General features: G+C 65.4%; 20 protein-coding genes, 2 tRNA genes, 1 rRNA gene and 1 pseudogene. 9 read left to right on the top strand and 15 right to left on the bottom strand.

The annotated features are described in order from the left end of the window. A partial coding sequence (locus tag ACIPUB_RS18095; protein WP_407608649.1) for a cob(I)yrinic acid a,c-diamide adenosyltransferase occupies positions 1-576 on the bottom strand: 576 nt, incomplete at its 3' end. Between the two features lie 106 nt (positions 577-682). Between ACIPUB_RS18095 and ACIPUB_RS18090 the strand changes: the two genes are divergently transcribed. Beyond that, positions 683-2443, top strand: coding sequence for a BCCT family transporter (locus ACIPUB_RS18090; protein WP_407608648.1), 1761 nt, complete (start codon positions 683-685; stop codon positions 2441-2443). Between the two features lie 21 nt (positions 2444-2464). Here ACIPUB_RS18090 and ACIPUB_RS18085 read toward each other — a convergent pair. The 4 genes and pseudogenes from ACIPUB_RS18085 to ACIPUB_RS18070 all read right to left on the bottom strand — a co-directional run. Further along, a pseudogene (locus ACIPUB_RS18085) lies at positions 2465-2635 on the bottom strand (amino acid transporter); the annotation flags it as partial. Then, positions 2635-2877 (bottom strand): SOS response-associated peptidase family protein, encoded by a 243-nt coding sequence (locus ACIPUB_RS18080; RefSeq protein WP_407608651.1) that lies wholly within the window; start codon positions 2875-2877, stop codon positions 2635-2637. The pseudogene ACIPUB_RS18085 and the gene ACIPUB_RS18080, both read right to left, overlap by 1 nt. A 227-nt stretch (positions 2878-3104) precedes the next feature. Continuing rightward, positions 3105-3181 (bottom strand) — tRNA-Thr (locus ACIPUB_RS18075). A gap of 173 nt (positions 3182-3354) precedes the next feature. Then, positions 3355-4218, bottom strand: coding sequence for a DsbA family protein (locus tag ACIPUB_RS18070; RefSeq protein ID WP_407608647.1), 864 nt, complete (start codon positions 4216-4218; stop codon positions 3355-3357). Between the two features lie 152 nt (positions 4219-4370). Here ACIPUB_RS18070 and ACIPUB_RS18065 point away from each other — a divergent pair, with 152 nt between their 5' ends. From ACIPUB_RS18065 to ACIPUB_RS18050, 4 genes are all read left to right on the top strand, one after another. Then, positions 4371-5846: a trehalose-6-phosphate synthase gene (locus ACIPUB_RS18065; RefSeq protein WP_407608646.1), complete on the top strand. Its 1476-nt coding sequence runs from the start codon at positions 4371-4373 to the stop codon at positions 5844-5846. A 161-nt stretch (positions 5847-6007) separates the two neighbouring features. Further along, on the top strand, positions 6008-6790 hold the full coding sequence (gene otsB / locus ACIPUB_RS18060; RefSeq protein ID WP_407608645.1) for a trehalose-phosphatase: 783 nt from the start codon (positions 6008-6010) through the stop codon (positions 6788-6790). Positions 6791-6846: 56 nt separating this feature from the next. Next, positions 6847-7971, top strand: a complete 1125-nt coding sequence (locus tag ACIPUB_RS18055) for an ABC transporter ATP-binding protein (protein ID WP_407608644.1) — start codon at positions 6847-6849, stop codon at positions 7969-7971. 138 nt (positions 7972-8109) lie between these two features. Continuing rightward, complete coding sequence (locus ACIPUB_RS18050; RefSeq protein WP_407608643.1) at positions 8110-9438, top strand: DUF4032 domain-containing protein; 1329 nt, start codon at positions 8110-8112, stop codon at positions 9436-9438. Positions 9439-9689: 251 nt separating this feature from the next. Here the strand turns inward: ACIPUB_RS18050 and ACIPUB_RS18045 are convergent, their stop codons facing one another. The 4 genes from ACIPUB_RS18045 to ACIPUB_RS18030 form a co-directional block, all read right to left on the bottom strand. Continuing rightward, a complete protein-coding gene (locus ACIPUB_RS18045) occupies positions 9690-11597 on the bottom strand; it encodes a glycoside hydrolase family 13 protein (protein ID WP_407608642.1) in 1908 nt (635 codons plus the stop codon). A 5-nt stretch (positions 11598-11602) separates the two neighbouring features. After that, on the bottom strand, positions 11603-12529 hold the full coding sequence (locus tag ACIPUB_RS18040) for a sugar ABC transporter permease (RefSeq protein ID WP_407608641.1): 927 nt from the start codon (positions 12527-12529) through the stop codon (positions 11603-11605). Then, the gene (locus tag ACIPUB_RS18035) at positions 12529-14142 is read right to left on the bottom strand and encodes an ABC transporter permease subunit (RefSeq protein WP_407608640.1); all 1614 of its coding nucleotides are present in this window, start codon (positions 14140-14142) and stop codon (positions 12529-12531) included. The genes ACIPUB_RS18040 and ACIPUB_RS18035 overlap by 1 nt, the downstream gene beginning before the upstream one ends. Before the next feature lie 144 nt (positions 14143-14286). After that, a complete protein-coding gene (locus ACIPUB_RS18030) occupies positions 14287-15606 on the bottom strand; it encodes an extracellular solute-binding protein (RefSeq protein WP_407608639.1) in 1320 nt (439 codons plus the stop codon). Between the two features lie 276 nt (positions 15607-15882). On the opposite strand from ACIPUB_RS18030, the gene ACIPUB_RS18025 reads away from it, so the two are divergent. The 3 genes from ACIPUB_RS18025 to ACIPUB_RS18015 are packed head-to-tail and all read left to right on the top strand — an operon-like array spanning position 15883 to position 20529. Further along, complete coding sequence (locus ACIPUB_RS18025) at positions 15883-17634, top strand: glycoside hydrolase family 13 protein (RefSeq protein WP_407608638.1); 1752 nt, start codon at positions 15883-15885, stop codon at positions 17632-17634. 55 nt (positions 17635-17689) lie between these two features. After that, entirely contained in the window at positions 17690-18721 is a 1032-nt protein-coding gene (locus ACIPUB_RS18020; protein ID WP_407608637.1) for a LacI family DNA-binding transcriptional regulator, read from the top strand. 53 nt (positions 18722-18774) lie between these two features. Then, positions 18775-20529 carry a glycoside hydrolase family 13 protein gene (locus ACIPUB_RS18015; RefSeq protein ID WP_407608636.1) on the top strand — a complete coding sequence of 585 codons (1755 nt, stop codon included), beginning with the start codon at positions 18775-18777 and terminating at the stop codon, positions 20527-20529. On the opposite strand, the gene ACIPUB_RS18010 is transcribed toward ACIPUB_RS18015, so the two are convergent. Both ACIPUB_RS18010 and ACIPUB_RS18005 read right to left on the bottom strand, forming a co-directional pair. After that, positions 20526-21593, bottom strand: coding sequence for a FecCD family ABC transporter permease (locus tag ACIPUB_RS18010; RefSeq protein WP_407608635.1), 1068 nt, complete (start codon positions 21591-21593; stop codon positions 20526-20528). The two genes, ACIPUB_RS18015 and ACIPUB_RS18010, sit on opposite strands and share 4 nt — an antisense overlap. Then, positions 21590-22702, bottom strand: a complete 1113-nt coding sequence (locus ACIPUB_RS18005; protein WP_407608634.1) for an iron chelate uptake ABC transporter family permease subunit — start codon at positions 22700-22702, stop codon at positions 21590-21592. Before ACIPUB_RS18005 ends, ACIPUB_RS18010 begins: the two co-directional genes overlap by 4 nt. A 112-nt stretch (positions 22703-22814) precedes the next feature. Here ACIPUB_RS18005 and ACIPUB_RS18000 point away from each other — a divergent pair, with 112 nt between their 5' ends. Further along, positions 22815-23840 carry an ABC transporter substrate-binding protein gene (locus tag ACIPUB_RS18000; protein WP_407608650.1) on the top strand — a complete coding sequence of 342 codons (1026 nt, stop codon included), beginning with the start codon at positions 22815-22817 and terminating at the stop codon, positions 23838-23840. Positions 23841-24034: 194 nt separating this feature from the next. Here ACIPUB_RS18000 and ACIPUB_RS17995 read toward each other — a convergent pair. The 4 genes from ACIPUB_RS17995 to rrf form a co-directional block, all read right to left on the bottom strand. Next, positions 24035-24111: transfer RNA gene (locus tag ACIPUB_RS17995), tRNA-Pro, on the bottom strand. Positions 24112-24182: 71 nt separating this feature from the next. Beyond that, entirely contained in the window at positions 24183-25565 is a 1383-nt protein-coding gene (locus tag ACIPUB_RS17990; RefSeq protein WP_407608633.1) for an FAD-binding oxidoreductase, read from the bottom strand. A gap of 69 nt (positions 25566-25634) precedes the next feature. Further along, entirely contained in the window at positions 25635-26135 is a 501-nt protein-coding gene (locus ACIPUB_RS17985; protein ID WP_407608632.1) for an SRPBCC domain-containing protein, read from the bottom strand. A 163-nt stretch (positions 26136-26298) separates the two neighbouring features. Continuing rightward, positions 26299-26391, bottom strand: a 5S ribosomal RNA gene (rrf, locus tag ACIPUB_RS17980); the annotation flags it as partial.

Genomic DNA, 26391 nt, shown 5'->3' with positions numbered 1-26391 from the left:
CGGGATCCACACGATGTCACCGTGCTCGGCATTGGCCCCCCGTGCCAGGACGAACAGCATGGACGACAAGCGGTTCAGATAGCGGGCGGTCAACGGATTGACCGTATCCGGATACTCCTCGACGGCGATCCAGACCGCCCGCTCGGCGCGCCGGACCACGGCCCGGGACATATACAGCAGCGCCGCCCCTGCAGTGCCGCCGGGGAGCACTGTGCCGCTGACGTCCTCGGAATCCGCGTCGAAATGCTGCGCGGCACGTTCCAGCCGGTCGATATGCCCCTGGACAATCCTTGCCCGCGCCGGCTCCTGCCGGCTTAACGGGACAGAGAGGTCCGCCGCAAGATCGAAAAGGTCGTTCTGCACGCTCACCAGCATGGATGTCAGGTTGATTGGCAGACCGCCCATGGCGACGGCGACGCTGATGGACGCGTTGGCTTCATCGCACTCCGCAAAGGCGGCAACCCTTGCGTCTCGCTTGGCCACGCGGCCGTGGCCGCCGAATTCGGTATATCCGTCGTCTCCATTCCGGGTGTAGCCGGCGGACTCCGGGGCTAGGGATTCTTCGCGCTCACTCATGTCTGCAACTATACTGACGAAGGCCATGCGGCGAACAACCAGCTATCCTCCCGGACGGTGGACCGCACAATGACCCGGCATAGGCCGCCAGTTTGTGAGGAGTTCGATGAAACATCATTCAAGCGACCAAGACCTGGAGGAGCGGGTGGGGGAACCCGCGTCATTGCCGCCGGCCCAGGGCTGGGCGAGCGTTGACAAGACGGTCTTCGGCGTCTCAGCCGGACTCATTCTGGTGCTCATCCTGCTCGGCGTGTTCTTCACGGATGCCGTCGGGGACGGCGCCGCGGCGGCCCTGTCCTGGATCACCAACACCTTCGGATGGCTGTTCATCCTGGGCGCCTCCGGATTCGTCGTCTTTTCCCTGGTCCTGGCCTTCGGCCGCTACGGACGGATCCCGCTTTCCAATGAAGGCGAAGCGACAGAATTCAGCACCCTCTCCTGGGTCGCCATGATGTTCAGCGCCGGCATGGGGATCGGGCTGATGTTCTACGGCGTGTACGAACCCGTCACCCATCTGGCTTCCCCGCCGCCCTTTGTCGACGTCGCGCCCGGCAGCCCGGAGGCCGCCAGCACTGCCATGGCCTACACGATGTTCCACTGGGGCCTGCATCCCTGGGCGATTTATTCCGTCGTCGGGCTGGCGCTGGCCTATTCGACCTACCGGATGGGCCGCGGCAACCTGATGAGCGCCCCGTTCCAGTCCCTGTTCGGCCAGGAACGCATCGAAAAGAGGGGCTGGGGCAAGCCCATCGACATCCTGGCCATCATCTGCACCAAATTCGGTACCGCCACCTCGCTCGGTCTCGGGTCGCTGCAGATCGCAGCGGGCCTCGCGCTGCTGCGCACCGGCGAATTCGAGGAAGACCCCTCGGCCGCGGTGCCGATCCTCGTGATCTGCGTGCTGACGGTCGGCGTGGTGCTCTCCGCCGCCAGCGGCATCTCCAAGGGCATTAAATGGCTGAGCAACACCAATATGGTCCTGGCCGGAGTCCTGCTGCTGTTCGTTTTCGTGGCCGGCCCCACGCTCTTCATCCTGGATCTTCTGCCCTCTGCCATCGGTGCCTACCTGACCGAGCTGGTCCCGATGAGTTTCCATTCGGCCGTCTTCGGCGGCAGTGACTGGCTGGCCAGCTGGACCATCTTCTACTGGGCCTGGTGGATCTCCTGGACCCCGTTTGTCGGCACCTTCATCGCCAGGATTTCCCGCGGGCGCACCATCCGGGAATTCGTCCTGGGCGTGCTGCTGGTGCCCACCGCCGTCAGCATGGTGTGGTTTGTCATCTTCGGCGGGGCCGGCATGAACCTGCAGCTGAACGGCGTGGACATCGCTGGCACCGGCAGCGAGGCGGCGGGGTTCTTCGCAGCCCTGCAGAACTATCCGTTCTTCATCGGGGCGGCGCTGGTGGTCATGGTTCTGACCGCCGTCTTCTTCATCAGCGGCGCCGACGCCGGCGCCCTCGTGCTGGGGACCTTGTCCACACGCGGCAGCAAGCACCCCTGGAAGCCGCTGGTGATCTTCTGGGCCGTGCTCACCGGCGCGGTGGCCGCGGTCCTGCTGGCCGTCGGCGGGCTCGCTGCCCTGCAGACTTTCACCATCCTGGCCGCCAGCCCGTTTGTGCTGATCATCATCGGGCTCTGCGTGGCACTGTACGCTGACCTGCGCCGCGACCCGCTGCGCCAGCGCCGGCCCGGCCCGGTTCGCGGAGCGACGGGGCTGCAGACAGCCGTCCCCTTCAGCGAGGCGGCCATGGCCGAGGCCGAAGAAGGTGCCGGCCCCGCCGACGACGGAAGCGGGACAAAAGAAACACCATCGCCGCCCGGCGGTGGGAGCGAATTTGGGCCGGATTTGCCCAAAACGCCCCGTTGAACCCCTTCTGACTCCCTCCTAGGCCAGCATCTCCAGGGCCATCATCATGTACAGCAGCACTATCACCAGGATGTTCATGGTTGCGGCACGCCCCGCAGTCTTTTCCGGGTCCTTGGGCTCCTCATTCAAGGTCAGTGTGACGTCCGAGCCCCAGTAGATGAAGATGGACGGCGAGACGCCGGCGGCGAAAGCTAGCGGTCGCCCATGGGTTCGACGAGTTCCGGCCCGTTGTTGCGCGCAGTTCCCATGGGCTTGCCGACTTCACGCGGCACGAGCTCGGGATCCGGAATGGCATCCAACAGTGAACGGATCTCCGCCTTGTCGGAAAGCCCGGGATCCAGCCAGTCCGCCTGCAGGTCGGCAGGCACGATCACCGGGGTGCGGTCGTGGATGTGGCCCAGGGCATCGACCGCGTGTGCGCAACATCGAGCCAGCCGGCAAAGGCAATCCTCTGGACGTTTGGCTCCGGGGCCGCACCCTGTGAGCTGAATTGATGTTGCCCATTGAAGCCATGAACATCCAAATATTGTTTCGTCCGGGGCTCCAAACCCGAGGCTCCAAAGTGGAGGAATTGTGGAGGATTCCCTGATTAGGGCTACTCTTGAGCATGAAAAAACCCCGTGATTCCTAGCGTTTTACCGCGGAATCACGGGGTTTTCAGTGGAGCCCCCTGCCGGATTCGAACCGGCGACCCCCTGTTTACAAGACAGGTGCTCTGGCCAACTGAGCTAAGGGGGCGGACTGCCCGGGTCCGATAAATCATGACCCAAGTGCAGGAACTAGCGTAGCCGACAATGCACCTCAGCAGGAAACGGGAGGCCGGCCGCCTTTTGCACCGGTGCCCTGGGTTGGGCGGTTTACCAGCATGTGGTCAGCCGCCCAACCCCGGCAAAGGTCCGGTGTATGGCTTTTTACTTGTTGGCAGCGATTGCCGCGTTGACGACGGAAACGAAGTCGGGTTCGGCATTCGCATCCCAGTACTTGCCCTGGATGAAGACGCTCGGGGTTCCGCCGATGGAATCAACGCGGGAAGCCTCGTCGGTGAACTTCACGAACGAACGGAAGGTGCCGTCTTCGATGCAGCTGGAGACATCCGCGCCGTTGTCCTCGGCGAGCTGGGCCAGTTCCGCATTCTTCATTTCACCCTGTGCGTGGTGGGCGAACAGGCCCTTGGCGAACGGCAGGTACGAGGCCGGGGCCTGGTCCGCTACGCAGGCAAGCGCGTTGGCGCCGCGGGAGGAAAAGTTCGTCGGTGATCCGCCATCGAGGTACGCCACGTTGCGGTACTCGACCTGCACGTCTCCGGCTGCAAGCCAGGTGCTGATCTGGTCGGAATACTGTTCCTCGAAGCTGGCACAGTGCACGCAGTTGACGTCCACGTAGATCAACAGGTTGACCGGCTCGCCCTTGGGAGCGGCTTCCGCATCGCGCGGCGCAGGGGCCTTCGCTTCGGTCGGCTTTGTGCCTGCCTTGGTGACGTCCACCGTCAAACCGGAAGTGTCGGCCACCGTCGTATCCGAGGTGAGCGTAATGCCGCCGGCTTCATTGCCGCCCTTGGGCACGGCACCGGTATCGGCTACCTTGCCGGCATTGTTCTGCAGGACGATGCCAACGATCAACGCAATCACGGCGAGCACGGCCACCAGCACGCCAAGTTTGATAAACAGTGACTTGCGCTTGTCAGCGGCTTCCTGGGCGACACGCATGGACTGTGCCTGCTCTCGCGCGCTTGCTGTCCGTTCGGCCTTGCTCGGCCGCTGGCTATTGGATGCCATAGGTCAAAACGTCCTTTAAGTTTGGTTTGGTACTCCCCCGACCCAACCAGTTTAGGGTAAGTCGTCGGCGTAGCTTAGCGCCATGGTGTCGCATACGTCACGTGCTTCCCCTAAGCTCAACATTAATCTTGAGCTAGAAATGGAGGGTCAACATGCAAGCGGATTTCGAATTTGAACGTGCATCCGGTAGCGAGAAACCAAGCTACGACTTCATCGTGGTGGCCAATCGGCTTCCGGTGGACCGCGTACAGGGCGAGGACGGCGATTTGTCGTGGCGGCGTTCCCCCGGGGGGCTGGTGACGGCAATTGCTCCGGTCATGCAGGAATCCGATGGAGCCTGGGTCGGCTGGCACGGAGCGACCGACGAAGAACTGGAACCCTTTGAAAACGACGGAATCCATCTGATCCCCGTACCACTCGAAGAGTGCGACCTGGAGTTGTATTACGAGGGGTTCTCCAACTCAACGCTCTGGCCGCTGTACCACGATGTCATCGTGCCCCCTGAATTCCACCGTACGTGGTGGGACAACTACAAGAAGGTCAACAAGCGCTTCGCCGAAGCCACCGCAAGCGTCGCCAAGCAGGGCGCCACGGTATGGGTACAGGACTACCAATTGCAGCTGGTGCCCAAGCTACTGCGTGAGGCCCGCCCGGATCTGCGCATCGGGTTCTTCAACCACATTCCTTTCCCGTCCCCCGGAATCTTCTCCCAGCTGCCCTGGCGCAAGCAGATACTCGAGGGTCTGGCGGGCGCCGACGTGGTGGGCTTCCAACGGACCGCCGATGCCAGCAACTTCCTGCGCTGCATGCGCCGCTTCACCGACCGCACCGTCAAGGGCTCGCTGGCGATCCCGCCGGCATCGACTGCGGAGAGCGGATCCACCGGAAACATCTGTCGTGCCGAGGCTCACCCCATCTCCATCGACACCCAGCAGGTAGCCGAGCTGGCGCACGATCCCGAGATCATGGCTCGGGCAAAACAGATCCGACAGGAACTGGGTAACCCGAAGACCATCATGCTGGGCGTTGACCGCCTCGACTACACCAAGGGCATTCGACACCGGCTCAAGGCCTATGGCGAGCTTTTGGCCGACGGCGCGATCCACGTCGGCGAGGCCTGCATGGTGCAAGTTGCAAGCCCCAGCCGCGAGAATGTCGAGCGCTACCAGCAGCTCAAGGACCAGGTTGAGCTCATGGTCGGCAACCTCAACGGCGAGCACGACACCATGGAACACACAGCGATCCGTTACCTGCACCACTCCTACCCGCTGCGGGAAATGATTGCCCTCTACCTGGCGGCGGACATCATGCTGGTGACCTCGCTGCGTGACGGAATGAACCTGGTGGCCAAGGAATTCGTGGCTGCACACACCGATGACACCGGGATGCTGGTGCTTTCCGAGTTCACCGGTGCCGCCGACCAACTCACCCAGGCCGTCCTGGTGAACCCCCACGACATCGACGGGATGAAATCCGGGATCATGCGCGCCTTGCGCATGGATCCGCAGGACTCGGCCCGCCGGATGCGACGCATGCGCCGTCACCTGCGAGACCACGATGTGGCCACCTGGTCCCAGACGTTCCTTTCCTCGCTGGCCCAGCCCTTGCCGGTCGACACCCTGGTCTAGGCCGATTCGTATTGCGGCGCGGATGCAAGGGGGAAGATCATCCCCCCTTGCATCCGCGCATGGCATTTTGTTGTTTGGTCTTGGGTCGAGCCGGTGACCTGCCTTGACCCATGTATCCGCTTTTACCCGCCCCGAACGCCTGAAGGATCCACCGGACACCCATGAGCCCCATTTCCCCTGACCTCGCCGATGCCATTGAAGCCCTGGTCGACACCCCGATACTGCTCGTAGCCGTGGACTTCGACGGAACCATGGCCCCCTTGGTGGACCGTCCCGAGGACGCGCGCCCGTTGCCGGCAGCTTCCGAGGCACTTGCCAACCTGGCCGCCCTGGAAAACACCGTGACCGCCGTGATCTCGGGCCGCGACTTGGCTGCACTGAGGGCCGTCGGCAGCCCGCCCGAACAAACCCTGTTGGTGGGCAGCCACGGCACCGAGCGCTGGGCCCCTGCCGCCTTTGATGCCGAAGACGAACACATCGACCTCAGTCCCGCACAGACCTCGGCGCTGGCCAAGGCCACCGAAATCCTTGAAGCCGTCTCCTCTGCCCACCAGGGAACCACACTTGAATACAAGCCCGCCTCGATCGTTCTGCATGTGCGGCAGGCCGACCCGGAAGTCGCGGCCAGGGCATTACGGGCCGCCCACGAGCAATTGGACGACATCGAGAACCTGCAGGCATTGGACGGCAAGGCCGTGCTGGAAGCCAGCGTGCTGGTGGGCACCAAGGGAGACGGGCTGAATTGGTTGCGCGAGGTGGCCGACGCCTCCACGGTGCTCTTCGCGGGTGACGACGTCACTGACGAGGATGCCTTTGCCGTACTCCGCCCTGGAGACATCGGAGTAAAAATCGGATCCGGAAATACCAAGGCACAATTCCGCCTTAATGGGCCAGGGGAATTGCCAGCCCTTTTGGAATTGGTACTCGATATGAGAAGCTTGTGATTCCATTCACTACGGATCGTCGGGCACGTACCTGCCCGTGAAAGGATCGCTGCTTCATGGCATCAGTAACTTTTGACCAGGCCACCCGCATCTACCCCGGAGCCACCACGCCTTCCGTGGACAAGATCTCCCTGGAAATCGCCGATGGCGAATTCCTGGTCCTTGTCGGCCCCTCGGGTTGCGGAAAATCCACCACGCTGCGCATGCTCGCCGGCCTTGAGGACGTGAACTCCGGACGAATCCTCATTGGCGACCGCGACGTCACCAACGTCCCGCCCAAGGACCGCGACATCGCCATGGTTTTCCAGAACTACGCGCTTTACCCGCACATGAGCGTCGCCGACAACATGGGTTTCGCCCTGAAAATTGCCGGAATCGACAAAGAAGAGCGTGCCCGCCGCGTTCAGGAAGCAGCCAAGCTGCTTGACCTCGAGGACTACTTGGACCGCAAGCCCAAGGCACTCTCCGGCGGCCAACGCCAGCGCGTGGCCATGGGACGCGCCATTGTTCGCTCCCCGCAGGTCTTCCTCATGGATGAGCCCCTGTCCAACCTGGATGCCAAGCTCCGCGTGCAGACCCGCACGCAGATCGCCTCGCTGACCCGTCGTCTGGGCGTCACCACCGTGTACGTGACCCACGACCAGGTCGAGGCACTGACCATGGGCGACCGCGTTGCGGTGCTCAAGGACGGTTTGCTGCAGCAGGTCGGAACCCCGCGCGAACTGTACGACCGCCCGACCAACGTCTTCGTGGCCGGCTTCATCGGCTCGCCCGCCATGAATCTGCTGGAGCTTCCGGTGGCCGATGGTGGCGTCGCCTTCGGAGGGTCCATCTACCCGGTGGCCTCGTCGACACTGGAGGCGGCAACCGGCAACTCGGTCACCCTGGGCGTGCGGCCCGAGGACCTGGACCAGGTCTCCGAGAACGAGGGCCTTGCCGTCGAGGTCGACGTGGTGGAGGAGCTCGGCGCCGATGCCTACGTCTATGGTCACACCACCGTGGGCGGCACCGAATACCAGATGGTGGTGCGTGTCGACGGTCGCAAGCCTCCGTTCAAGGGCGAGACGATCCACGTTGCGCCGAAGATCGGACACGTGCACCTCTTTGACACCGCGTCCGGCGACCGTCTGGCCGAGCCTTCCCGGAACGGTGCACACGCACAGGCGTCTTCCGACGCCTAGGGACTTGCCCGTTATCGTGTGATTGCACGATTACTGCCAATGGCGGCCGTATTCAGCCCGGTGCTGGGTGCGGCCGCCTCCGCATTTCCGCTTCACCCATCCCCTCTCATCACCGCACCAAGGGACGGCACACACGCCATGATCCGCCACACCGCCAGCTGGCACGACGAGCCCACCAACCATGCCCAGAACGGCAAGTTGCCGCGTGATACCGCCCCTGCCGCCGCCCCGCCCGTTGCCGGTTCGCTGTCCATCACCGCGTCCACCGCCGATCCGGGCCTCCTGAACCTGCCGTGGCAAATCCCGCTGGAGGACTGGCCGAGCGACACGCTGGCCCCGTTGCCGCGCGGGATCTCCCGTCACGTGGTGCGCTTCGCCCTGATGGGCAAGGCAGTCATCGCCATCAAGGAAACCGGTGAGCACGTGGCCCGGCACGAATACCACATGTTGCGCAAGCTGCGCCGCCTGGCCGCACCCTGCGTGGAGCCGGTCGCGGTGATCACCGGGCGCACCGACACCGAGGGCAACGACCTTGACCCGGTGCTGGTTACCCGGCACCTGAAATACTCGCTCCCGTACCGCGCGCTGTTCTCCCAGAAGCTGCGCCGCGACACCCTGACCCGGCTCATAGACGCCCAGGCGCTTCTGCTGGTGCGCCTGCACCTGATTGGCTTCTACTGGGGCGATGTGTCGCTGTCAAACACGTTGTTCCGGCGCGATGCGGAGTCCTTCGCCGCGTACCTGGTGGATGCCGAGACCGGCGAGTTGTACCCCGAACTATCCTCCGGCCAGCGCGAATACGACCTGGAAATCGCCCGGGTGAACATTGCCGGAGAGCTCATGGACCTGATGGAAGCCGGGCTCATCGAGGACACCGTGGACCCGGTGGCCACGAGCGAGGACATCCTGCACGCCTACCGTGGGCTTTGGGCCGAGCTCAACGACAAGGAATCCTTTGACCTCTCCGAACGCTGGCGGGTCGACGAACGCATCCGTCGGCTCAATGAACTCGGCTTCGACGTGGAGGAAATCAGCCTCAAGACATCCCCCGACGGCGGCCAGCTGCTCATCCAGCCCAAGGTCGTGGACGCCGGGCACCACACCCGCAGGCTTTTGCGGTTGACCGGTTTGGACGTGGAAGAAGGCCAGGCCCGCAGGCTGCTCAACGACCTCGATGCCTTCCGGGCCAAGAAGCACCCGGAGGCGGATGAGGAAATTGCCGCGGCCCGTTGGGTCGCCGACGTCTTTGACCGGATCACCGGGGCCATCCCCCGCGAGTTCCACGGCAAGCTGGAGCCGGCCCAGATCGTGCACGAGGTCCTCGAGCACCGCTGGTACATTTCCGAGGCACGCGGCTCCAACGTCCCCATGGAAGAAGCTGTCGCGTCCTACGTGGATGCCGTGCTGCGCCATCGCAGGGACGAGGCCCGACTGGTGTATGGCCCGGAAGAGCAGTCGACGACGTAGCCTGCCATCACCACGGATTCGGTTTCCGGTGGTTTATTGGTTGATTGGCTGGGACATAGGAGAATCTCACCTAAATGAATTATCTCCCATAAATGCTCCGGCCGTCAGCCCGCTGCATTCGGCGGCGCATCCCTGTCCGACGACGGGTTCGGAGGGTTCCTGCCCATCCTCGTCGCCATCCTGGTGTTCGCCGCTGGAAGTTCCATGACCGAACGTGGATTGCTCCGCGTCCGGTATTCGATTCCCGCTCGCTAGGTCCACGCCACGTTTGCGGTGCTTCGGTGGAGCGAAGCGCCGGGACCGCTCGCACTGACCCGCAGCTCCCCTGTTCCATTCACAACCAGTACGGGCGCCTCCCCCACCGAGGTGAGAACATCGCCTGGTTTCCCAGCCAATCGCACTGCGTGGCCCAGGTTGGTTTCCGGGACCACTCCGCGGGCCAGCACGCAGAGCACCGAGCCGGTCGCGTGCTCCCGGAGATAGACCAGCAGGTTCTCCTCGGCGACGATCCAGCGCAGCGAGCCGTCAACCAGGGCCCGGTGATTGGTTCGCAGTGCCGCCAGTTCCGCGTACAGCGGCCGCAGGTCCTTGCCCCACTTTTCGGGTTGGCCCCAGGGCATGGGAGTTCGGGAATCCTCGCCGTTGAATCCGTGAAGTCCGAATTCGTCCCCGGCAAACACCAGCGGGATCCCCGGGAACGTGAATTGTGCACAGGCAGCAATTTCCTGGCCGCCGTCGATCGTATGGCTCGCAGCCCGGGCGGTGTCGTGGGTATCCAAGGCATTCGCGCTGGCAAGCCGCACCTCCCAGCTGAAACCGGCTGCCATTTCCCGGTGCGTCGCCACGAAGTCGGCCGCGTCGATGCGCGCCGGCCCGGGTTGCGGCAGCCCGAAAAACCACTTGAAGGCCTCGGGGTCCGGATCCTTGGCCAGCCATTGCCACAACGGCCGGGTGAAATTGCTGTAGCTCACCACTCCCTGCCATCCATCGCCTGGCACATCGTGGGCAGCGTCGGAGGTCGATTCGGCCAGCAGCATGGCCCCGGGCTTCACTTCCTCGATGCGCTGTCGCAGCATCCGGGCGACCTCGTGGTTCAGGTCATCGCTCCCACGCCGCCCGGTCATGTTCCCCACGTCGATGCGCCAGCCATCGAGGTTGAACGGTTCCTTGAGCCAGCGCACCGCCACCGAGCCCTCTGCCAGGATGAACCGCTCGCGCAGTGCGGCGGAATTCCAATTCAGCTTGGGCAGCGAGGGCACACCCAGCCACGCCTCGTAGTCGCTGTTGTCCGCGTTGAAGTAGTAATACTCCCCCGTGGGCGCCCCGGGGTTCTTGTAGGCATCGACGAACCAGTGGTGCCCGGCCCCGGTGTGGTTGGTGGTCAGGTCGCCCACCACCCGCAGGCCGCGGGCGTGGGCGGAGGCAACCAGCGAGACCAGGGCCGCGTCCCCGCCGAGCAGCGGGTCGACCACGTCGAAGGAGGAAGCGTCGTAGCGGTGATTGGAGGCCGCGGGGAAGATTGGGGTCAGGTAGAGCACCGTCGCCCCCAATGAGACCAGGTGATCGAGCTTGTCTTGGATCCCGGGAAGGTCGCCGCCATAGAATTGCCGTGACGTATCGGCACCACTTCCCTGCACTTCGGTGTCCCAGTCGCAGCCGACCATCCAGCCTGCCGTGGGCTTTTCGGCACCGGAGTTCGCGAATCTGTCGGGGAACACCTGGTACATGATTGATTCCTTGACCCAATCCAGGGTCCCGTGCCCCGCGTGGACCCTGAAATCAAAGGCGTCGGGCACATCGCGTCGGTGCAGGCCCGCAGCGTTGAGCCAACGGTAGTGATGAACGCCTTCGGTGTCCCGGTATTGCAGGTACCAGCGGTAGCGCTGCACCGGATTCACCATCGGCAGCGTGGCCTCGAAGAAAACCCGGGTGGCGCCGCCGCACACCTCGCCCGCCGGTTCAAGGTGCGGTTCCCCGTCGCGGAGGCTGCGCAGCCACACGGACACAGGGGTCGCGGCGCCCTCCGGCACCAGCAGGCGCAGCCTCAGCACGTCCCCGAGGCTGGGCACGCTCGGCCCCGTTACGTATGCGGGCGAACCGTCGTGGTGCGGTTGCAGTGACAGCGTCGAGTCGATGGCGTGCATCCGGGTGCCTGGCATGGGCGCTATCCCTTGACGCCGCCGGCGGTCAGGCCGGAGGTGATGTAGCGCTGCAGGAAGAGGAAGAGGGTCATCACCGGGACCGCGGCAATCACGGCGCCGGCGGCGAAGACACCCCAGTTCTCACTGCGCTGCTGAGCCACGTAGGAGTACAGGCCAACCGCCAGGGTCTGTGATTCGGGGTCGGTGAGCACCACCGAGGCGATCACGAACTCGGAGGAGATCCCGATGAAGGCCAGTAGGCCCACGACCGCAAGGATCGGGGTGACCAGGGGCAAGATGATCCTGAAGAACACCTGAACATGGCTGGCCCCGTCGATGCGCGCGGATTCGTCAAGCGACATCGGCACGGTGTTGAAGAAGCCGTACATCAGGTAGGTGTTCACGCCCAGCGCGCCGCCGAGGTAAACCATGATCAGCCCGAGCTGGGAGCCCAGCCCGAGGGCCGGAATGATGTCGCCAATGAAGTTCAGCAGCAGGAAGATCGCCACCACCGTGAGCAGCTGCGGGAACATCTGCAACAGCAACAGCGTCAGCAGGCCGAACCGGCGGCCGGAGAAGCGCATGCGCGAAAACGCGTAGGCGGCCAGCGCCCCGAGGAACACCGTGGCAGCGGAGGTGACCAGGCCGATGACCAGGGTGTTGACGAACCAGCGGCCAAAGGGCCGTTCCTGGTTGGCGAAGAGCGCCTCGAAGTTGCCCCAGCCGAACTCGGTGAACATCGTGCTGGCCCCGGCCATGGTGCCGGTGGGGTTCAGCGCCGCGGAGAGCACATAGAGCAGCGGGAAGATGGAGAAGGCCGTGGCGGCGATCGCCACCAGGTGGCGCCAGCCCTTTGACCTGAACCATTGCCCCAACGTGGGCTTGTTTGCCTTGGCCGGCGCGGGCAGGTTTTCGAGCACCGGGGCGTGCGGTGCGGTCGCGGTGCTCATTAGTTCAGTTCCTCCAGGGCCTTGGTCTTCTTGAAGCTCAGCGCGGACACCACGGCGACGATGATGAAGATCAGGATGGCCAGCGCGCTGGCCAGTCCGTAGTCGCGGCCGGTGCCGGTGCCGAAAGCGATCTTGTACACCATGGTGATCAGGATGTCGGTGGATCCGATGTCAAAGGTGGTTCCGTCAAAGCGCGGCCCGCCGCCGGTGAGCATGTAGATGACGTTGAAGTTGTTGAAGTTGAAGGCGAAGGAGGAGATCAGCAGCGGCGCGAGGGAGACCAGCAGCAGCGGCAGCTTGATGGCGGTGAAGATTTTCCACACGCCGGCCCCGTCCATGCGGGCGGCCTCGTCGACCTCCTCGGGGAGCGACTGCAGGGCGCCGGTGCAGACCAGGAACATGTAGGGGTAGCCCAGCCAGAGATTCACCATCAGTACCGAGATCTTGGCCAGCACCGGGTCGGTGAGCCAGGGGATGTCCGCCCCGCCGAGCAGGGCGTTGTTGATGAATCCGAATTCCGGGTTCAGGAGGCCCGACCAGACCAGTCCGGAGAGGAAGGCGGGGAACGCGTAGGGCAGGATCATCAGAATCCGGTAGATTTTCTGCCCCTTCAAATCCGCCCGATTGAAGGTGATGGCCAGGAACAGGCCCAGGGCGAAGGTGGTTGCCACCGAGAGAATGGCGAAGGCGAAGGTCCACGCGATCACTTGCAGCAGCGGGCCCTGGAGGTTCGGGTCGGTGAACGCGCGCTGGAAGTTGTCCAGTCCCACGTTGACCTTCCAGCCGGTGTTCAGCGCAGAGCCGTCCTCGGCCACGAAGGAACCCCGGCCGTTGTCGGCGTAGCTGGTCCCGGTAGCGGTGTCGGTGAAGGTGTCGGTGTTCGCATCGTACTTGAGCTTGGGCGTGTACACGTAGGAAGTGGAGCCGTCGGCGGTCTTCAGCGCCCCTTCCTCGGGGTTCTCGCTGATCGGCACCGTGAGGGCGGTGATTTCCTGCTGGTGAGCCAGCAGGGTCGCGAAGTCAAGGGTCGTGTAGCCCTCCACGCCGGTCGCGGCACCCGTGGGGCCGGTGGCGGAGGGTGTCACTGTTTCCAGGGGCTTGTCGGCCGAGCCGATTCTTGCCTCGCCCTCCGGCGTGGTGACCAACAGGAAGTAGCTGCCGCCCTTTTCCAGGACGGAGGTGGGGAATTGCGGGGAATCCGGGACGCGCTCGGAGGCCGAGAGCTGGATGGAGGCGATCGCGTCGGCCTTGGTCGAGTTGTGCCCGTCGCCGTAGTTGGTGAAGGCGATGTAGGTGGAGAAGATCATCACGAAGACCTGGAAGATCAACAGGAAGATGATGCCCGGAGCCAGGTACTTGGCCGGCAGTCCCCCACGGCGCAGGTAGATCCAGTTGATCACCAACGTGGTGAGCAGCGAAATTCCGAAGATCATCCATTCAGCGCTGAGGGCCAGTTGGAAGAGGACGAAGGCGGCCACGGCATCCGTGATGCCCAGCAGGATGATTTTGGCGAGGATGCCGCCGAGGGAATCGGTGCCCCGGCCCTCGGAACGCGGCCGCTTCCCGTTTCGCAGCGGTGGGGCCGCACTGGGCTTTTCTTCGATTTCAACCATGGGGTCCAACATCTTTCCTCGTGCGATCGACCGCCGACCGGCGATGGGTGTCGGGCCGCTGGCCCGGGTCCGGCTGCGTGAAACCGGTGGTGCGCGTAGAAAACGCACCACCGGTTCCCCGCAGCCGGCGCTTGCTTCCGTCGGCTACTTGCCGCCGGAAATCTTCTTCTCGATGTTGGCCGTCATCTTCGACCAGGCAGCGGCCGGGTCGGCTTCCTTGCCCTTGATCAGGTTCAGCTCGGTGCCTCCCCAGTCGGCCCAGACGGCGTCCATGGCGGGAACCGCGGGCATCGGCACGCCGTCGGCGCCGATCTCGCCGAAGGCCTTGACCACCGGATCGCTGGCGGCCTTCTCGAAGGACGCGGTCAGCGCCGGCGGGCGGCCGCCGATCTTGAACAGCTCGTCCTGCGCGTCGGGCTGCGAGAGGTAGTTGACCACGAATTCGTTGGCAGCCAGGGCATTCTTCGACTTCGCGGAGATGAAGAAGCCGTTCACGCCAATGAATGGCTGGGCTGGCTTGTCCCCGGCCGTGGGCAGCGGATCGACGGCGAACTTGATGCCCTTGGCCTCGATGTCGGGGATGTTCCAGGGGCCGGTAAGGAAGTACGGGGATTCCCCGGCCAGGAACTTCTCCTTGGCGATGTCGCCGGTGATATTGGAATTCAGGACCTTCGAGCCCTTGTCGCCGAGGTCGGCCAGGAGCTGGGCGAACTTCTTGCCGCCCTCGTTGTCCAGGGTCAGTTCGCTGGCGTCGTAGCTGCCGTCAGCGTTCTGGGCGAAGACCGGTGCCCCGAGGGAGGTCTGCAACGGGTAGAGGTGGTACGGGTCGGCCTGCTTGGGATCAAGTCCGACCAGGAACGGGAACTTGGCATCGCCCGCGGTCACGGCCTTCTTGCCCTCGGCGAGGACGTCCTTAAGGGTGGTCTTGGCCTCGGGAGCCAGCTTGGTGTTGCGGACCAGTGCGACGTTCTCAATGGAGTAGGGAACGCCGTAGGTCTGCCCGTCGTAGGTCATGGCCTTGATGGAGCTTTCGGCGAAGGTCCCTGCCTTGTCGCCAAGCTGCACCGGGGCAACCACGCCGTTCTGCACCAGCTTTCCCAGCCAGTCGTGCGGGCCGACCATGATGTCCGGGCCCTTGCCGGTGGGTGCCTGGGTGATGAAGTCGTCGCGCACGGCGGCGAAGTCCTTGACAACCAGCTTGACGTCGATGCCCTTCTCGGCTTTGAACTTGGCGGCAATGTCCTTCAGCGCCGGCGAGCGCTCGGCGTCGACCCACAAGGTCAGGCTGGTTCCGGTCGCCGGCACGCTGGCTGCGGCACTGGTGGCCGCCGCGCTGCTCGAGGGTGCGGTCGCCGGCGCACCGCCGCCGCAGGCAGTCAGTGCCAGCGCCGAGAGGGCGCCGACCGCACCCAGGGTAAAGGTGCGGCGCGTGAGACGTGCACCGGGTGAGTTGTTTCCCGTCATGGTGGTTCCTCTTTCGAGTGTTGCGCGCCCCGTGATCCCATCGGCGCTGGTGTCGTGAGATTCAGTGTAAACGCTTCCACTGCTGTCGTCCAGATCACAATGGAGAAGTTTCCACCAGGCCGTCGTCCCTGACATCCAGATGCTCAAAAAACGCCACCTTTATGCGGAAGTTCGACGAAAACTCAACCTTTGCCGGGACGTTCCCATGCCAGAGATTCGAAACGCAGACATGGAAACGCTTCCACTTTTGATGGTTTCGTCGTTATGCTTGAGCGCATGTCCCAGACCGACGAGCACCCAGCGACCCCACCAGCGCATCTGGAGTTCCGGCTCGAGGACGCGACCCACGCGCCTTCGAGCCGGAGTGAATGGTGGTGCCGCTCCGTCATTTACCAGATCTATCCGCGGTCCTTCCGCGACACCACTGGCACCGGCATCGGCGACCTGCCCGGCATCACCGCGGAGCTGCACCAGATTGCCTCCCTGGGCGTCGATGCCATCTGGCTCTCCCCGTTCTTCGCCTCCCCGCAAAAGGACGCCGGCTACGACGTGTCCGACTACCGCGCCGTGGACCCGCTCTTCGGAACGTTGGCCGACTTTGACGAGCTGATCGCCGAGGCCAACCGGCTCGAGGTCAAGATCCTGGTGGACATCGTGCCCAACCATTGCTCCAGCGAACACTCGCTATTCCGCGCGGCGCTGGAATCCCCGCCGGGGTCGGCTGCCCGGGAGTACTTCATCTTCCGGGACGGGAGGGGAGCGGACGGCCAGTTGCCTCCCAACAACTGGCAGTCCCACTTCGGCGGCTCCGCCTGGACCCGGGTCGCCAACCCGGACGGCAGCCCCGGCCAGTACTACCTGCACCTCTTTGATCATTCCCAGCCCGACTTCAACTGGGACAATCCGGCAGTGGGCGACGAGTTCGAATCGATCCTGCGATTCTGGCTTGACCGCGGCGCCGGCGGGTTCCGCGTGGATGTGGCCCACGCCCTCATCAAGGCCTCCGGGCTTCCCGACTGGGACGGACGGGCAGACGGCGCCGACTCCCCCGGCTACCCTTTTGCCGATGCGCCGATGTTCGGCCAGCCCGCGGTGCACGAGGTCTACCGCCGCTGGCGGGCGGTCTGCGACCAGTACCCCGGCGAGCGCGTGCTGTGTGCCGAGGCCAATGTGCACCCCATCGAGGCCATGGCCGACTGGGTTCGCCCGGACGAGATGCACCAGTCCTTCAACTTCCCCTTCCTGCACACCGACTGGGACGCCGCCGCGCTGAAGGCCATCATCACCCGTTCGCTGCGGGCCTTTGACGCCGTCGGTGCCCCCAGCACCTGGGTGCTTTCCAACCACGACGTGCCCCGGCACGCCACCAGGCTCGGCTCACTCTCCCCGGCCCTGCGCCCCGGGGACGGACTGGGACCCGAGGACGTGCAACCGGATCCGGTGCTGGGACTGGCACGCGCACGTGCCGCGACGCTCTTCATGCTGGGGCTGCCGGGCGGCGCGTACATCTACCAGGGCGAGGAACTGGGGCTGGGCGACCACACCCTGCTCCCCCACGAATACCGCCAGGACCCCTCCTACGCGCGTACCAACGGCGAGCGCCTGGGCCGCGACGGCTGCCGGGTCCCGCTGCCCTGGAACGACTCGACCCCGTCCCTGGGATTTAGCGACGCCGCCGGCTGGCTGCCGCAGCCCGAAGGCTGGGAAACGGTCACCCGGCAGGCACAGGAGGCCGACCCCGACTCCACGCTGCACTTCTACCGCATGGCCCTGGAACTCCGCCGGACCCACAAACTGGGCCTTGGCAACCTAAACTGGGTGGAGGGAATCGACGGCGCGCAGCTGCTGGGCTTCGGGAATTCCGGGGTGCTGGTCCTGCTGAACCTGGGCACCGCCCCCGTGGCGTTGCCGGCCGGCGAGGTGTTGCTGGCCAGCTCCGCCACCGCGGTTGCCGGCTCGCCGGAGGCCGCGTCGTGGCTGGCGCTGAATCCGGATGCGGCCGTGTGGCTGCGCCCGGACACCGCCTAGCCGCCCCCATTCCGTACCCCAGCACGACCGCCCGAGGACAAGGAAGCCGCACATCATGGCAAGCATCAAGGACGTGGCACTGCGCGCCGGGGTCTCCGTCGCCACGGTCTCCCGCGCCCTGTCCGGAAACGGGAAGGTTTCCGCGGCCTCCCGCGAGGCGGTCGCCAACGCGGCCAAGGAGCTGGGCTACGTCCTGTCCTACAACGCCTCCTCGCTGGCCTCGGGACGCAGCCGCAACATCGGGATCGTCATGCCCACGGTTTCGCGCTGGTACTACGCCAATGTGTTGCAGGGGGCCACGCAGGAACTCAACGAGCGCGGCTACGACCTGACCTTGTACAACACCAGCGGCGAGCAGCGGCACCGCGATGCGGTGTTCCAGGACCTGCTCATGCGCCAGCGCCTCGACGCGGTCATCACCGTGACCCTGAAGCTCACCGATCCCGAGCTGCACCAGCTCCGCTCCGTGGGCAAGCCGCTGGTGGCCCTGGGCGGGCTGTTGCCCGAGGTCCAGACCATCCGGGTCGACGACTTCAACATCGCCTCGCTGGCCACCGAACACCTGATCTCCCTGGGCCACACCGACATTGCCTTCCTGGGTGGCGCCGACGCGTTCAACGTCGACTTCAAGCTGCCCGGCGCGCGCCTCGACGGGTTCGAATACGCCCTGGACCAGGCGGACATCGCGGTGAACCCGCAGTGGCTGCTGGACGCCGACTTCACCACGGCCGGGGCCTACCAAAAGGTCCGCAGCCTGCTGTCCAACCCCCGCGGCCGGCCCACCGCGTTGCTCTGCGTCTCGGACGAGATGGCGTTCGGTGCCATCATGGCCGCCCGCGACCTGGGGCTCTCGCTGCCCGGGGACTTCTCCGTGATCGGTATCGACGGGCACGAGCTCGGCGAGCTCTTCGGGCTGACCACCATTGCCCAGCACCCCGCGGCCCAAGGCGAGGCCGCCGTCGCGCGCATCATGGAACTGCTCGGCGAGGGCGCGGCGGAAGAGCCCGCCGAAACCCTGCCTGTCGATGAATTCTTCCCCACGGAATTCGTGCTTCGCACCTCCACCTCGCCACCGGCCGCCGGGTAACCCCGCTGCATCGGCCCCCACGAAAGCTCCGTCCAGTAGATAGGCTTGACACCATGTCGCTACCGAAGGACGCGTCTTCAGCGTCGGATGCCCTGACCACCTCCGCCAGGCCGTACGCCCTGGGCCCGATGCTGCACGAGCCCGAAGAGGGCGAGCAGTGGTGGCGCCGGGCAGTGATCTACCAGATCTACCCGCGTTCCTTCAAGGACTCGACCGGCTCCGGCATGGGCGACTTGGCCGGCATCACGGCCGAACTGCCCAAGATCGCCACCCTGGGTGTGGACGCCATCTGGCTCTCCCCCTTCTTTCCCTCCCCTCAAAGGGACGCCGGCTACGACGTCTCGGATTACCGCGGCGTTGACCCGCTCTTCGGCACCATGGACGACGCCAAGACGCTGATCGACACCGCCAAGTCCTTCGGCATCCGCATCATCATCGACATCGTCCCCAACCACTGCTCCAACGAGCACGCACTGTTCCAGGCAGCCCTGGCCGCCGAGCCGGGTTCCCCCGAACGCGCCATGTTCCACTTTGCCGACGGACTGGGCGAGGGCGGGAACACCCCGCCGAACAACTGGTTCTCGCTCTTCGGCGGGCCTGGCTGGACTCGCGTGCCGAACCCCGACGGAACACCCGGCCAGTACTACTTCCACCTCTTCGACGGCACCCAGCCAGACTTCAACTGGCGCAACCCCGCGGTAGTTGAAGAATTCGAAAAGACGCTGCGCTTCTGGCTGGACGCCGGCGCCGGGGGTTTCCGGATCGACGTTGCCCACGCCATGTTCAAGAAGGACGGGATGCCCAATTGGGGCGGGGCGCCGGACGGCACCCCGCAGCCCGGCTTCCCCTTCGCCGACGCGCCCATGTTCGGGCAGCCGGAGCTACACGAGGTCTTCGCCCGCTGGCGGGAAATCTGCGAGGAGTACCCCGGGGATCCGGTTCTCTGCTCGGAGGCGAACGTGCGCCCGCTGACGCGCCTGGCCGACTGGGTGGCCCCGGGCCAGATGCACCAGTCCTTCAACTTCGACTACCTGCGCACCCTGTGGGACCGCGACGCGCTGGCCACCGTCATCGCTGACTCGCTGGCCGCCTTCGACACCGTCGGCGCGCCCACCACCTGGGTGCTCTCCAACCACGACGTCTCACGCCACGCCACCCGCTTCGGGCTGGAGAAGGTCGCGCTGGACCTGGGCGACGGAATCGGCCCGCGCGACCCGCAGCCGGACACCGTGCTGGGCCTGGCCCGGGCGCGCGCCGCCACGGTGTTCATGCTGGGGCTGCCGGGAGGCGCCTACCTCTACCAGGGCGAGGAACTGGGCCTGGGCGACCACACCACGCTGGCCGACGAGTACCGCCAGGACCCGGGGTTCCTGCGCACCAACGGGGCCAAGACAGGGCGTGACGGCTGCCGCGTGCCGATCCCCTGGGTGCACGACGCACCTGCCTACGGGTTCTCCCCCAGCGGGGAAACCTGGCTGCCGCAGCCCGGGGACTGGGCGGAATTCTCCCGCGACGTGCAGGAGAACGACCCCGCATCCACGCTGAACCTGTACCGCAAGGCGCTTTCGCTGCGCAGCGAACTTGGCCTGGGCCTGGGCTCGCTGTCCTTCTACGCGAACCCGGATCTTCCGCAGGTGCTGGCCATCCGCAATTCGGACATCGTCAACGTGCTGAACCTCTCCGATGCCCCGGTGCCGTTGCCTGCAGGGGAAGCGCTGCTCTTCTCCGACGCCCTCGGCGCGCAGCTGGCCGCCGAGGGCCTGCTGGGCGCCAACGCGGCGGCCTGGCTGCGCGCCACCGACGGCTAGGTCCGGTTGGCCGCACGCCCCTCGCGGGCCAGCAGCCAGATCAGGTAGATGCCGCCGATGCTCACTGTCACCACGCCCACGGGAAGCTGCACCGGGGCAAAGAGGCGCTGGGCCACCAGGTCGCTGGCCACCAGCAGCAGCGCGCCCATGCAGGCCGCCGGGAGCAGGCGCATGCCCGCCGCCGCCCGGTTCAGCCGCTTGGCCAGCTGCGGCGCCACCAGAGCCACGAAGGCGATGGGCCCGGCGATCGCGGTGGTGGCTGCGGTCAGCAGCACCGCCAGCACGATCATCGTGAGTCGAGTGGGTTCGACGTGCACGCCCAGTGCTGTCGCGGTGTCGTCCCCCATTTCCAGCATGTTCAGCTTCGGGCCGCCGGCCACGGTGAGCCCCAGGATCGGGACGATAATGATCAGCGCCGGGATAAGCACCGGCCATCCGACGCCGTTGAGGGTCCCGGCTCCCCATACCGCGGCGGCCATGGCCACCTCGATCTCCGCGCGCAGCACCAGCCACTGGTTCAGGGCCGCGAGCATCGCGGAGATGCCGATGCCCACCAGGATCAGCCTGAAGCCGTGGGAGCCGCGCCGCCAGGCCAGGAAGTACACGGCAACGGCGGTCAGCAGGCCGCCAGCCAGCGCCCCGAGCGAGGTTGCCAGGAAGCTGCCGCCCACCAGGGTCAGGGCCAGCAGCGCCCCGGTGTAGGCACCGGTGGAAAAACCGATAATGTCGGGCGAACCCAGCGGGTTGCGGGTCAGCGACTGGAACACCGCACCCGCCACGCCCAGCGCGGCGCCGAAGGCCAGCGCGGCCACGGCACGCGGGGCACGCCACTGGAACACGATGGTGCTCTCCAGCCCTTCCCCGCCTCCGAGGATCACGCCGACGACCTTCCCCGGGCCCATCGGGTAGTCGCCGCTACCGACCACCAGCAGCGCGAACAGCACTGCCAGCGCCGAGAGCAGCAGGCAGAGCGCTGCCTCGCGGCCCAGGCGACGGGCCCTGCCGGGCACCTTGACGAAGGTGTTGTCCGGCTGGGTTGCCTGGGTCGTGGTCTCGGCGCTCATACCGCCACCGGCTTCCTGCGGCGGGCCAGCATGATCAGCACCGGGGCACCCACGAACGCGCAGACTACCCCCGCTTCCAGTTCACCGGGGATGATGACCCGGCCCAGCACATCGGCCAGCAGCAGGATGATCGGGGCCAGCACCGCGGTGTAGGCAAGCATCCAGCGGGCATCGGGGCCGGAGAAGCGCCGGGCCAGGTGCGGGGCCATGAGCCCCAGGAAGCTGACCGCCCCCACCGCGGCGGTCGCGGCCCCGGCCAGCACGGTGACCGCCAGCAAGATCAGCACACGGGCCCGTCCCACCTTGTACCCCAGGGCCAGGGCAGTGTCGTCCCCCAGCGCCAGGGCGTTCAACGAGCGGCCGGTGAAGCACGCCAGCACGAAGCCTACGGCCACGGCGATCCCCAGCGGGGCCAGCACGTCGGTGGATCGACCCTCAAGTGAACCGATGGTCCAGGCGCGCAGCTGGTCGAAGGCGCCCGGCTGCACCAGGGCCAGCGCGGTGCCGATGCCCGAAAGCACCGCCCCGAGCGCGACGCCCGCAAGCACCAGTCGCACGGGATCGTTGGAGCGTGCTCCCGCCATCCCGACCAGGTACACGGCGCCGGTGGCCAGCACCGCGCCGCCGAAGGCAAACCAGACGTAGCCGTTGAACCCGCCCACCCCGAAGGTGCCCACGGCAATGACGATGGCCAGCGAGGCCCCGGCGTTCACCCCGAGGATGCCCGGCTCCGCCAACGCGTTGCGCGTCATGGATTGGACCAGCGCCCCGGCAATGCCCAAGGCGCTTCCGGCCAGGACGCCCAGCAGCGCCCGCGGCAGCCGCGAGTCGCGGATGATGGCATGGTCCGCCGAGTCGTTCGGCGCAAGCAGCGCGTCAACGACAACGGAGAGCTCGATGTGCTTGGAGCCCACGGCCAGGGAAAAAAGCGCGAGCAGCACAAGCAACAATGCGAAACAGGCCAAAAGTGACATGCGGCGTGCCAGCGCGCCCGGAATCCTGTCCGGCAGCAGCGGAACCGCGACCCTCGGCCAGCCGCCGGGGACGGTTTTTCCTCTGCTGGCTTGGCTGTTTTCGGGGCTCGTCGGAGCGGGGATCGGACTGGCCACGATTCATCTCCTTAGCTTCGAACCGTTCAACACTACCGCGTCTCCACCGCTCCCGAACAACATCCCTTAGGTACGGGCAACATCAATAGGATACATTTGCGTGGTGAAATTGATTTCTTCGAGCCGCAGGCCCCGCTTCGGCGCCGCCAAGGCAGCAGCAGCCCTATTCCTGATCGCACTCACCGCGGGCTGTGCAGCCGGCGGCAGCACCGACACTGCCCCGGGCAATTCCGACGTTGCGGTCGGCGGCGAACGCTTCTCCACCGCGGACGAAGCGACCGCCAAGTTCGGTGCCAACGTGGCCCCGGGCGTCTTCCCGCGCACCCTGAACCACGCCAACGGCGAGACCGAGATCGCCAAGAAGCCCGAGCGCGTCGTGGTGCTGGACACCGGTGAAATCGACGCCGTGCTGTCCTTGGGGCTCACCCCGATCGGCATCCCCTCCACCGAGGGCGCCAATGCGATCCCCAGCTACCTGGCCGACTCCGTCAAGGACGCCAAGACAGTGGGCACCATCCAGGAACTGAACCTCGAGGCCATCGCGGCGTTGAAGCCGGACCTGATCATTGGCTCGCAGCTGCGCGCCGACAAGCTCTACCCGCAGCTTTCGCAGATCGCACCGACCGTGTTCTCCATCCGCCCGGGTTACCCGTGGAAGGAAAACTTCCGCCTGGCCGCCGCGGCGCTCGGTGAGGAAACCAAGGCCGTCGAGGTACTCAACACCTACCAGGACAAGGCCACCGCACTGGGCAAGGACGTCACGGGAGATCCCAAGATCTCCCTGCTGCGCTTCATGCCCGAAAAGGTCCGCCTATACGGAAATGCCTCGCTGATCGGCGTGATCCTGGACGACGCAGGCCTCTCCCGCCCGGAGAACCAGGACATTGACGACCTCGCCAAGGAGATCTCCGCGGAGAACCTCGCCGAGGCCGACTCGGACTGGATCTTCTACTCCTCTTACGGAACCCCCGAGGCCACCGGCGAGAAGGCAGCCCTGGAGGGCCCGATCTGGAGCAAGCTCGAGGCCGTCAAGGCCGGCAACGTGCAGCGCGTCAACGACGACGTCTGGTTCCTGGGCCTGGGTCCGACAGGTGCCTCACTGGTTCTCGAGGACCTGCGCGGCTACCTGGTCAAGTAACCCGACCAACGTATAGATTCCCTGATGTGTGTGGGGCCCGGCCAATGGCCGGGCCCCCCGCTTGTTTACGAGAGTCAGACGGGGGCTCCCGGTCGATAGGTGGCGGGGCCGCCAGACATGCCCGCGACTTCGGAAACGGGGCTTTAAATGGGACGAGCCCCGCAGGAAACCGAAGTTTCTTGCGGGGCTCACATTGGTCGGGATAACAGGATTTGAACCTGCGACCTCGTCGTCCCGAACGACGCGCGCTACCAAGCTGCGCCATATCCCGGTGTTGTACCAACGAATAAAAAGTTTACCGACTTTTCACTCGAACGCCTAATCGCGGCAGTGGGCCCTGCGTCACAGGATCGCCTTGCCGGGGTTCAGGATGCCCTGCGGGTCGAAGACGGCCTTGATCTTGCGCTGCAGCTCCAGGACTTCCTCGGACTGTTCCCAGGCCAGCCAGTCGCGCTTGGCAGTGCCCACTCCGTGCTCGCCGGTGATGGTCCCGCCCACCGCCAACGCTGCCCGGATGGATTCCTCCAGGGCCGCGTCAAGCCGCGCCACGCCTTCGTCGCCGTCGTCCGGGTCGACCCAGAAGGTGGGGTGCAGGTTGCCGTCTCCGGCATGGGCCACGACGCGCACCATGACGTTGTTCCGTTCGGCGATCCGGTCAAGGGTCCCCATGTAATCGACCATGGCCGACCTGGGCACGGCGACATCCTCACCGACCCGGTATTTGTCGTCCTGCCCGTCACCGCGGCTGGCTCGTCGCATCTCGATCAGCCGCACCGCTTCTTCGTCACCCGGTGCACTCACCTGCGCGCCGAGGCCTTCAAGGGCCGAGCGCACGATGCCCGCCTCGATCTCGGCGCCATGGCCGTCGGTGCGGATCAACAGCATGGCCCCGCCCCGCGCCCCGAGGTCCGAACCGTAGGCGGCATCCAGCACGCGCATCGTTCCGAGGTCGATCAACTCCAGGATGGCCGGCTGCACGCGCACCCGCGCGATGGCCACCACGCCGGCGGCCGCTTGGGCAACGTCGGTGAACACCGCGGCGATCGAGCAGGTCTTTTCGCTGAGGTAGCGCAGGCGCACGGTGACGGAGACGACAACGCCCAAGGTACCTTCGGAACCGACCAGCAGCGAGGTCAGGTCGTAGCCTGCAACCCCCTTGAAGGTATTCCGCCCGATACTGATCAAGGTGCCGTCGGCCAGGACGACGTCCAGGCCAAGTACGGAGTCAGTGGTGACCCCGTACTTGGCGCAGCGCAGCCCGCCGGCGTTGGTCGCCACATTCCCGCCAATCGTGGATTGCTGGTAGCTGGCGGGGTCGGGTGCGTACATGAGCCCGTATTTGGCCACGGACCTGTTCAGCACCGCGTTGATGACGCCGGGCTGGACCACTGCCACCTCGTCCTCGGGGCGGACTTCCAGGATCCGGTCCATGCGTTCGAGGGATAGCACGATGCAGCGTGCGGTCGCGTGGGCGCCGCCTGAGACGCCCGTGCCTGCGCCACGAGGCACGACCTTGACTCCAGCCGCTGCGGCCAGACGCAGGGTCGCCTGGACATCTTCCACGCGCTCTGCAAAGACGACGGCCAAAGGCAGCTGGTGGTCAACGATCCTCCCGAAGTCATGGCTGTGGGACAGCAGCATCTTGGGGTCGATGGTTACAGCTTCCTCACCGATGTGCAGGATCAGATCGTCAATGAGTGCCGAGTCGGCGGTTTCGAGGTTCATGCCACCCCTTCAAAGCGTTTTTGATATGGCTGAGCCGTGAATGGGCAACGGCGGTCATCTTCCATGGGCCTAGCGGTCGGGCCGGCTGTTGGCTCCCATGAAGCGAGCGTAGAAATCGAGAATCTCCGGCCACTGCGTGTAGTGCTCGTATTGCTCCTTGCCGACCTGTCCTGAGCTCCATCCTTCATGGGTCAGGATAAGCTCGGTGCCGGACCCCTGCTCATGGAATTCAAGGCTCACATGGGTGGGAGGGGCAGTTTCCATGCCCAGCGTAAAGTCCAGGACGATGGTGTGCGGAGCATCGAAATGAACGATCTTGCCCCAGAGATGCTGGTTGCCGTCGTCCGATTCTTCGAGGAGGCTTCCCTTTTCAAACGTGACATGGCTGCCCGGCCCGAAGTGTGAGAGCTTGCCTACCGGCCACCACAAGTGTATGTATTCCGAGAAGCCTTCAAAGGCCTGGTCCGCAGACACCGGGACGCTGACCGTATGCCGGTGCTCCGGCAAGCGGTAATCATCTTGGGAGCCAGAATCGTTGGCTGATGCCGCGTGTGAGAATAGTCCGTCCATCCCTCAACCCTAGCGGCTCTGCCTGCGAAGGGAGATCGCGAGACATCTGCGAGTGGCGCGTTGGTAGCGGAGCCAGGTGATCCAAGAATTGTGTATTGGTGGTGTGGTGGTTAAGCATCGAAACCCCCAAGCCGCGGGGGCTTGGGGGTTTCGGGACAGTTATGTCCGGCGGTGACCTACTCTCCCACACCCTCCCGAGTGCAGTACCATCGGCGCAGTGGGTCTTAGCTTCCGGGTTCGGTATGGGACCGGGCGT

The sequence above is a fragment of the Paeniglutamicibacter sp. ORCA_105 genome, assembly GCF_045798545.1.
In the GTDB taxonomy this organism is placed as follows: domain Bacteria; phylum Actinomycetota; class Actinomycetes; order Actinomycetales; family Micrococcaceae; genus Paeniglutamicibacter; species Paeniglutamicibacter sulfureus.
Note: the sequence above shows the minus strand (reverse complement) of the source record. Positions and strands in the feature narration are given on the sequence as shown.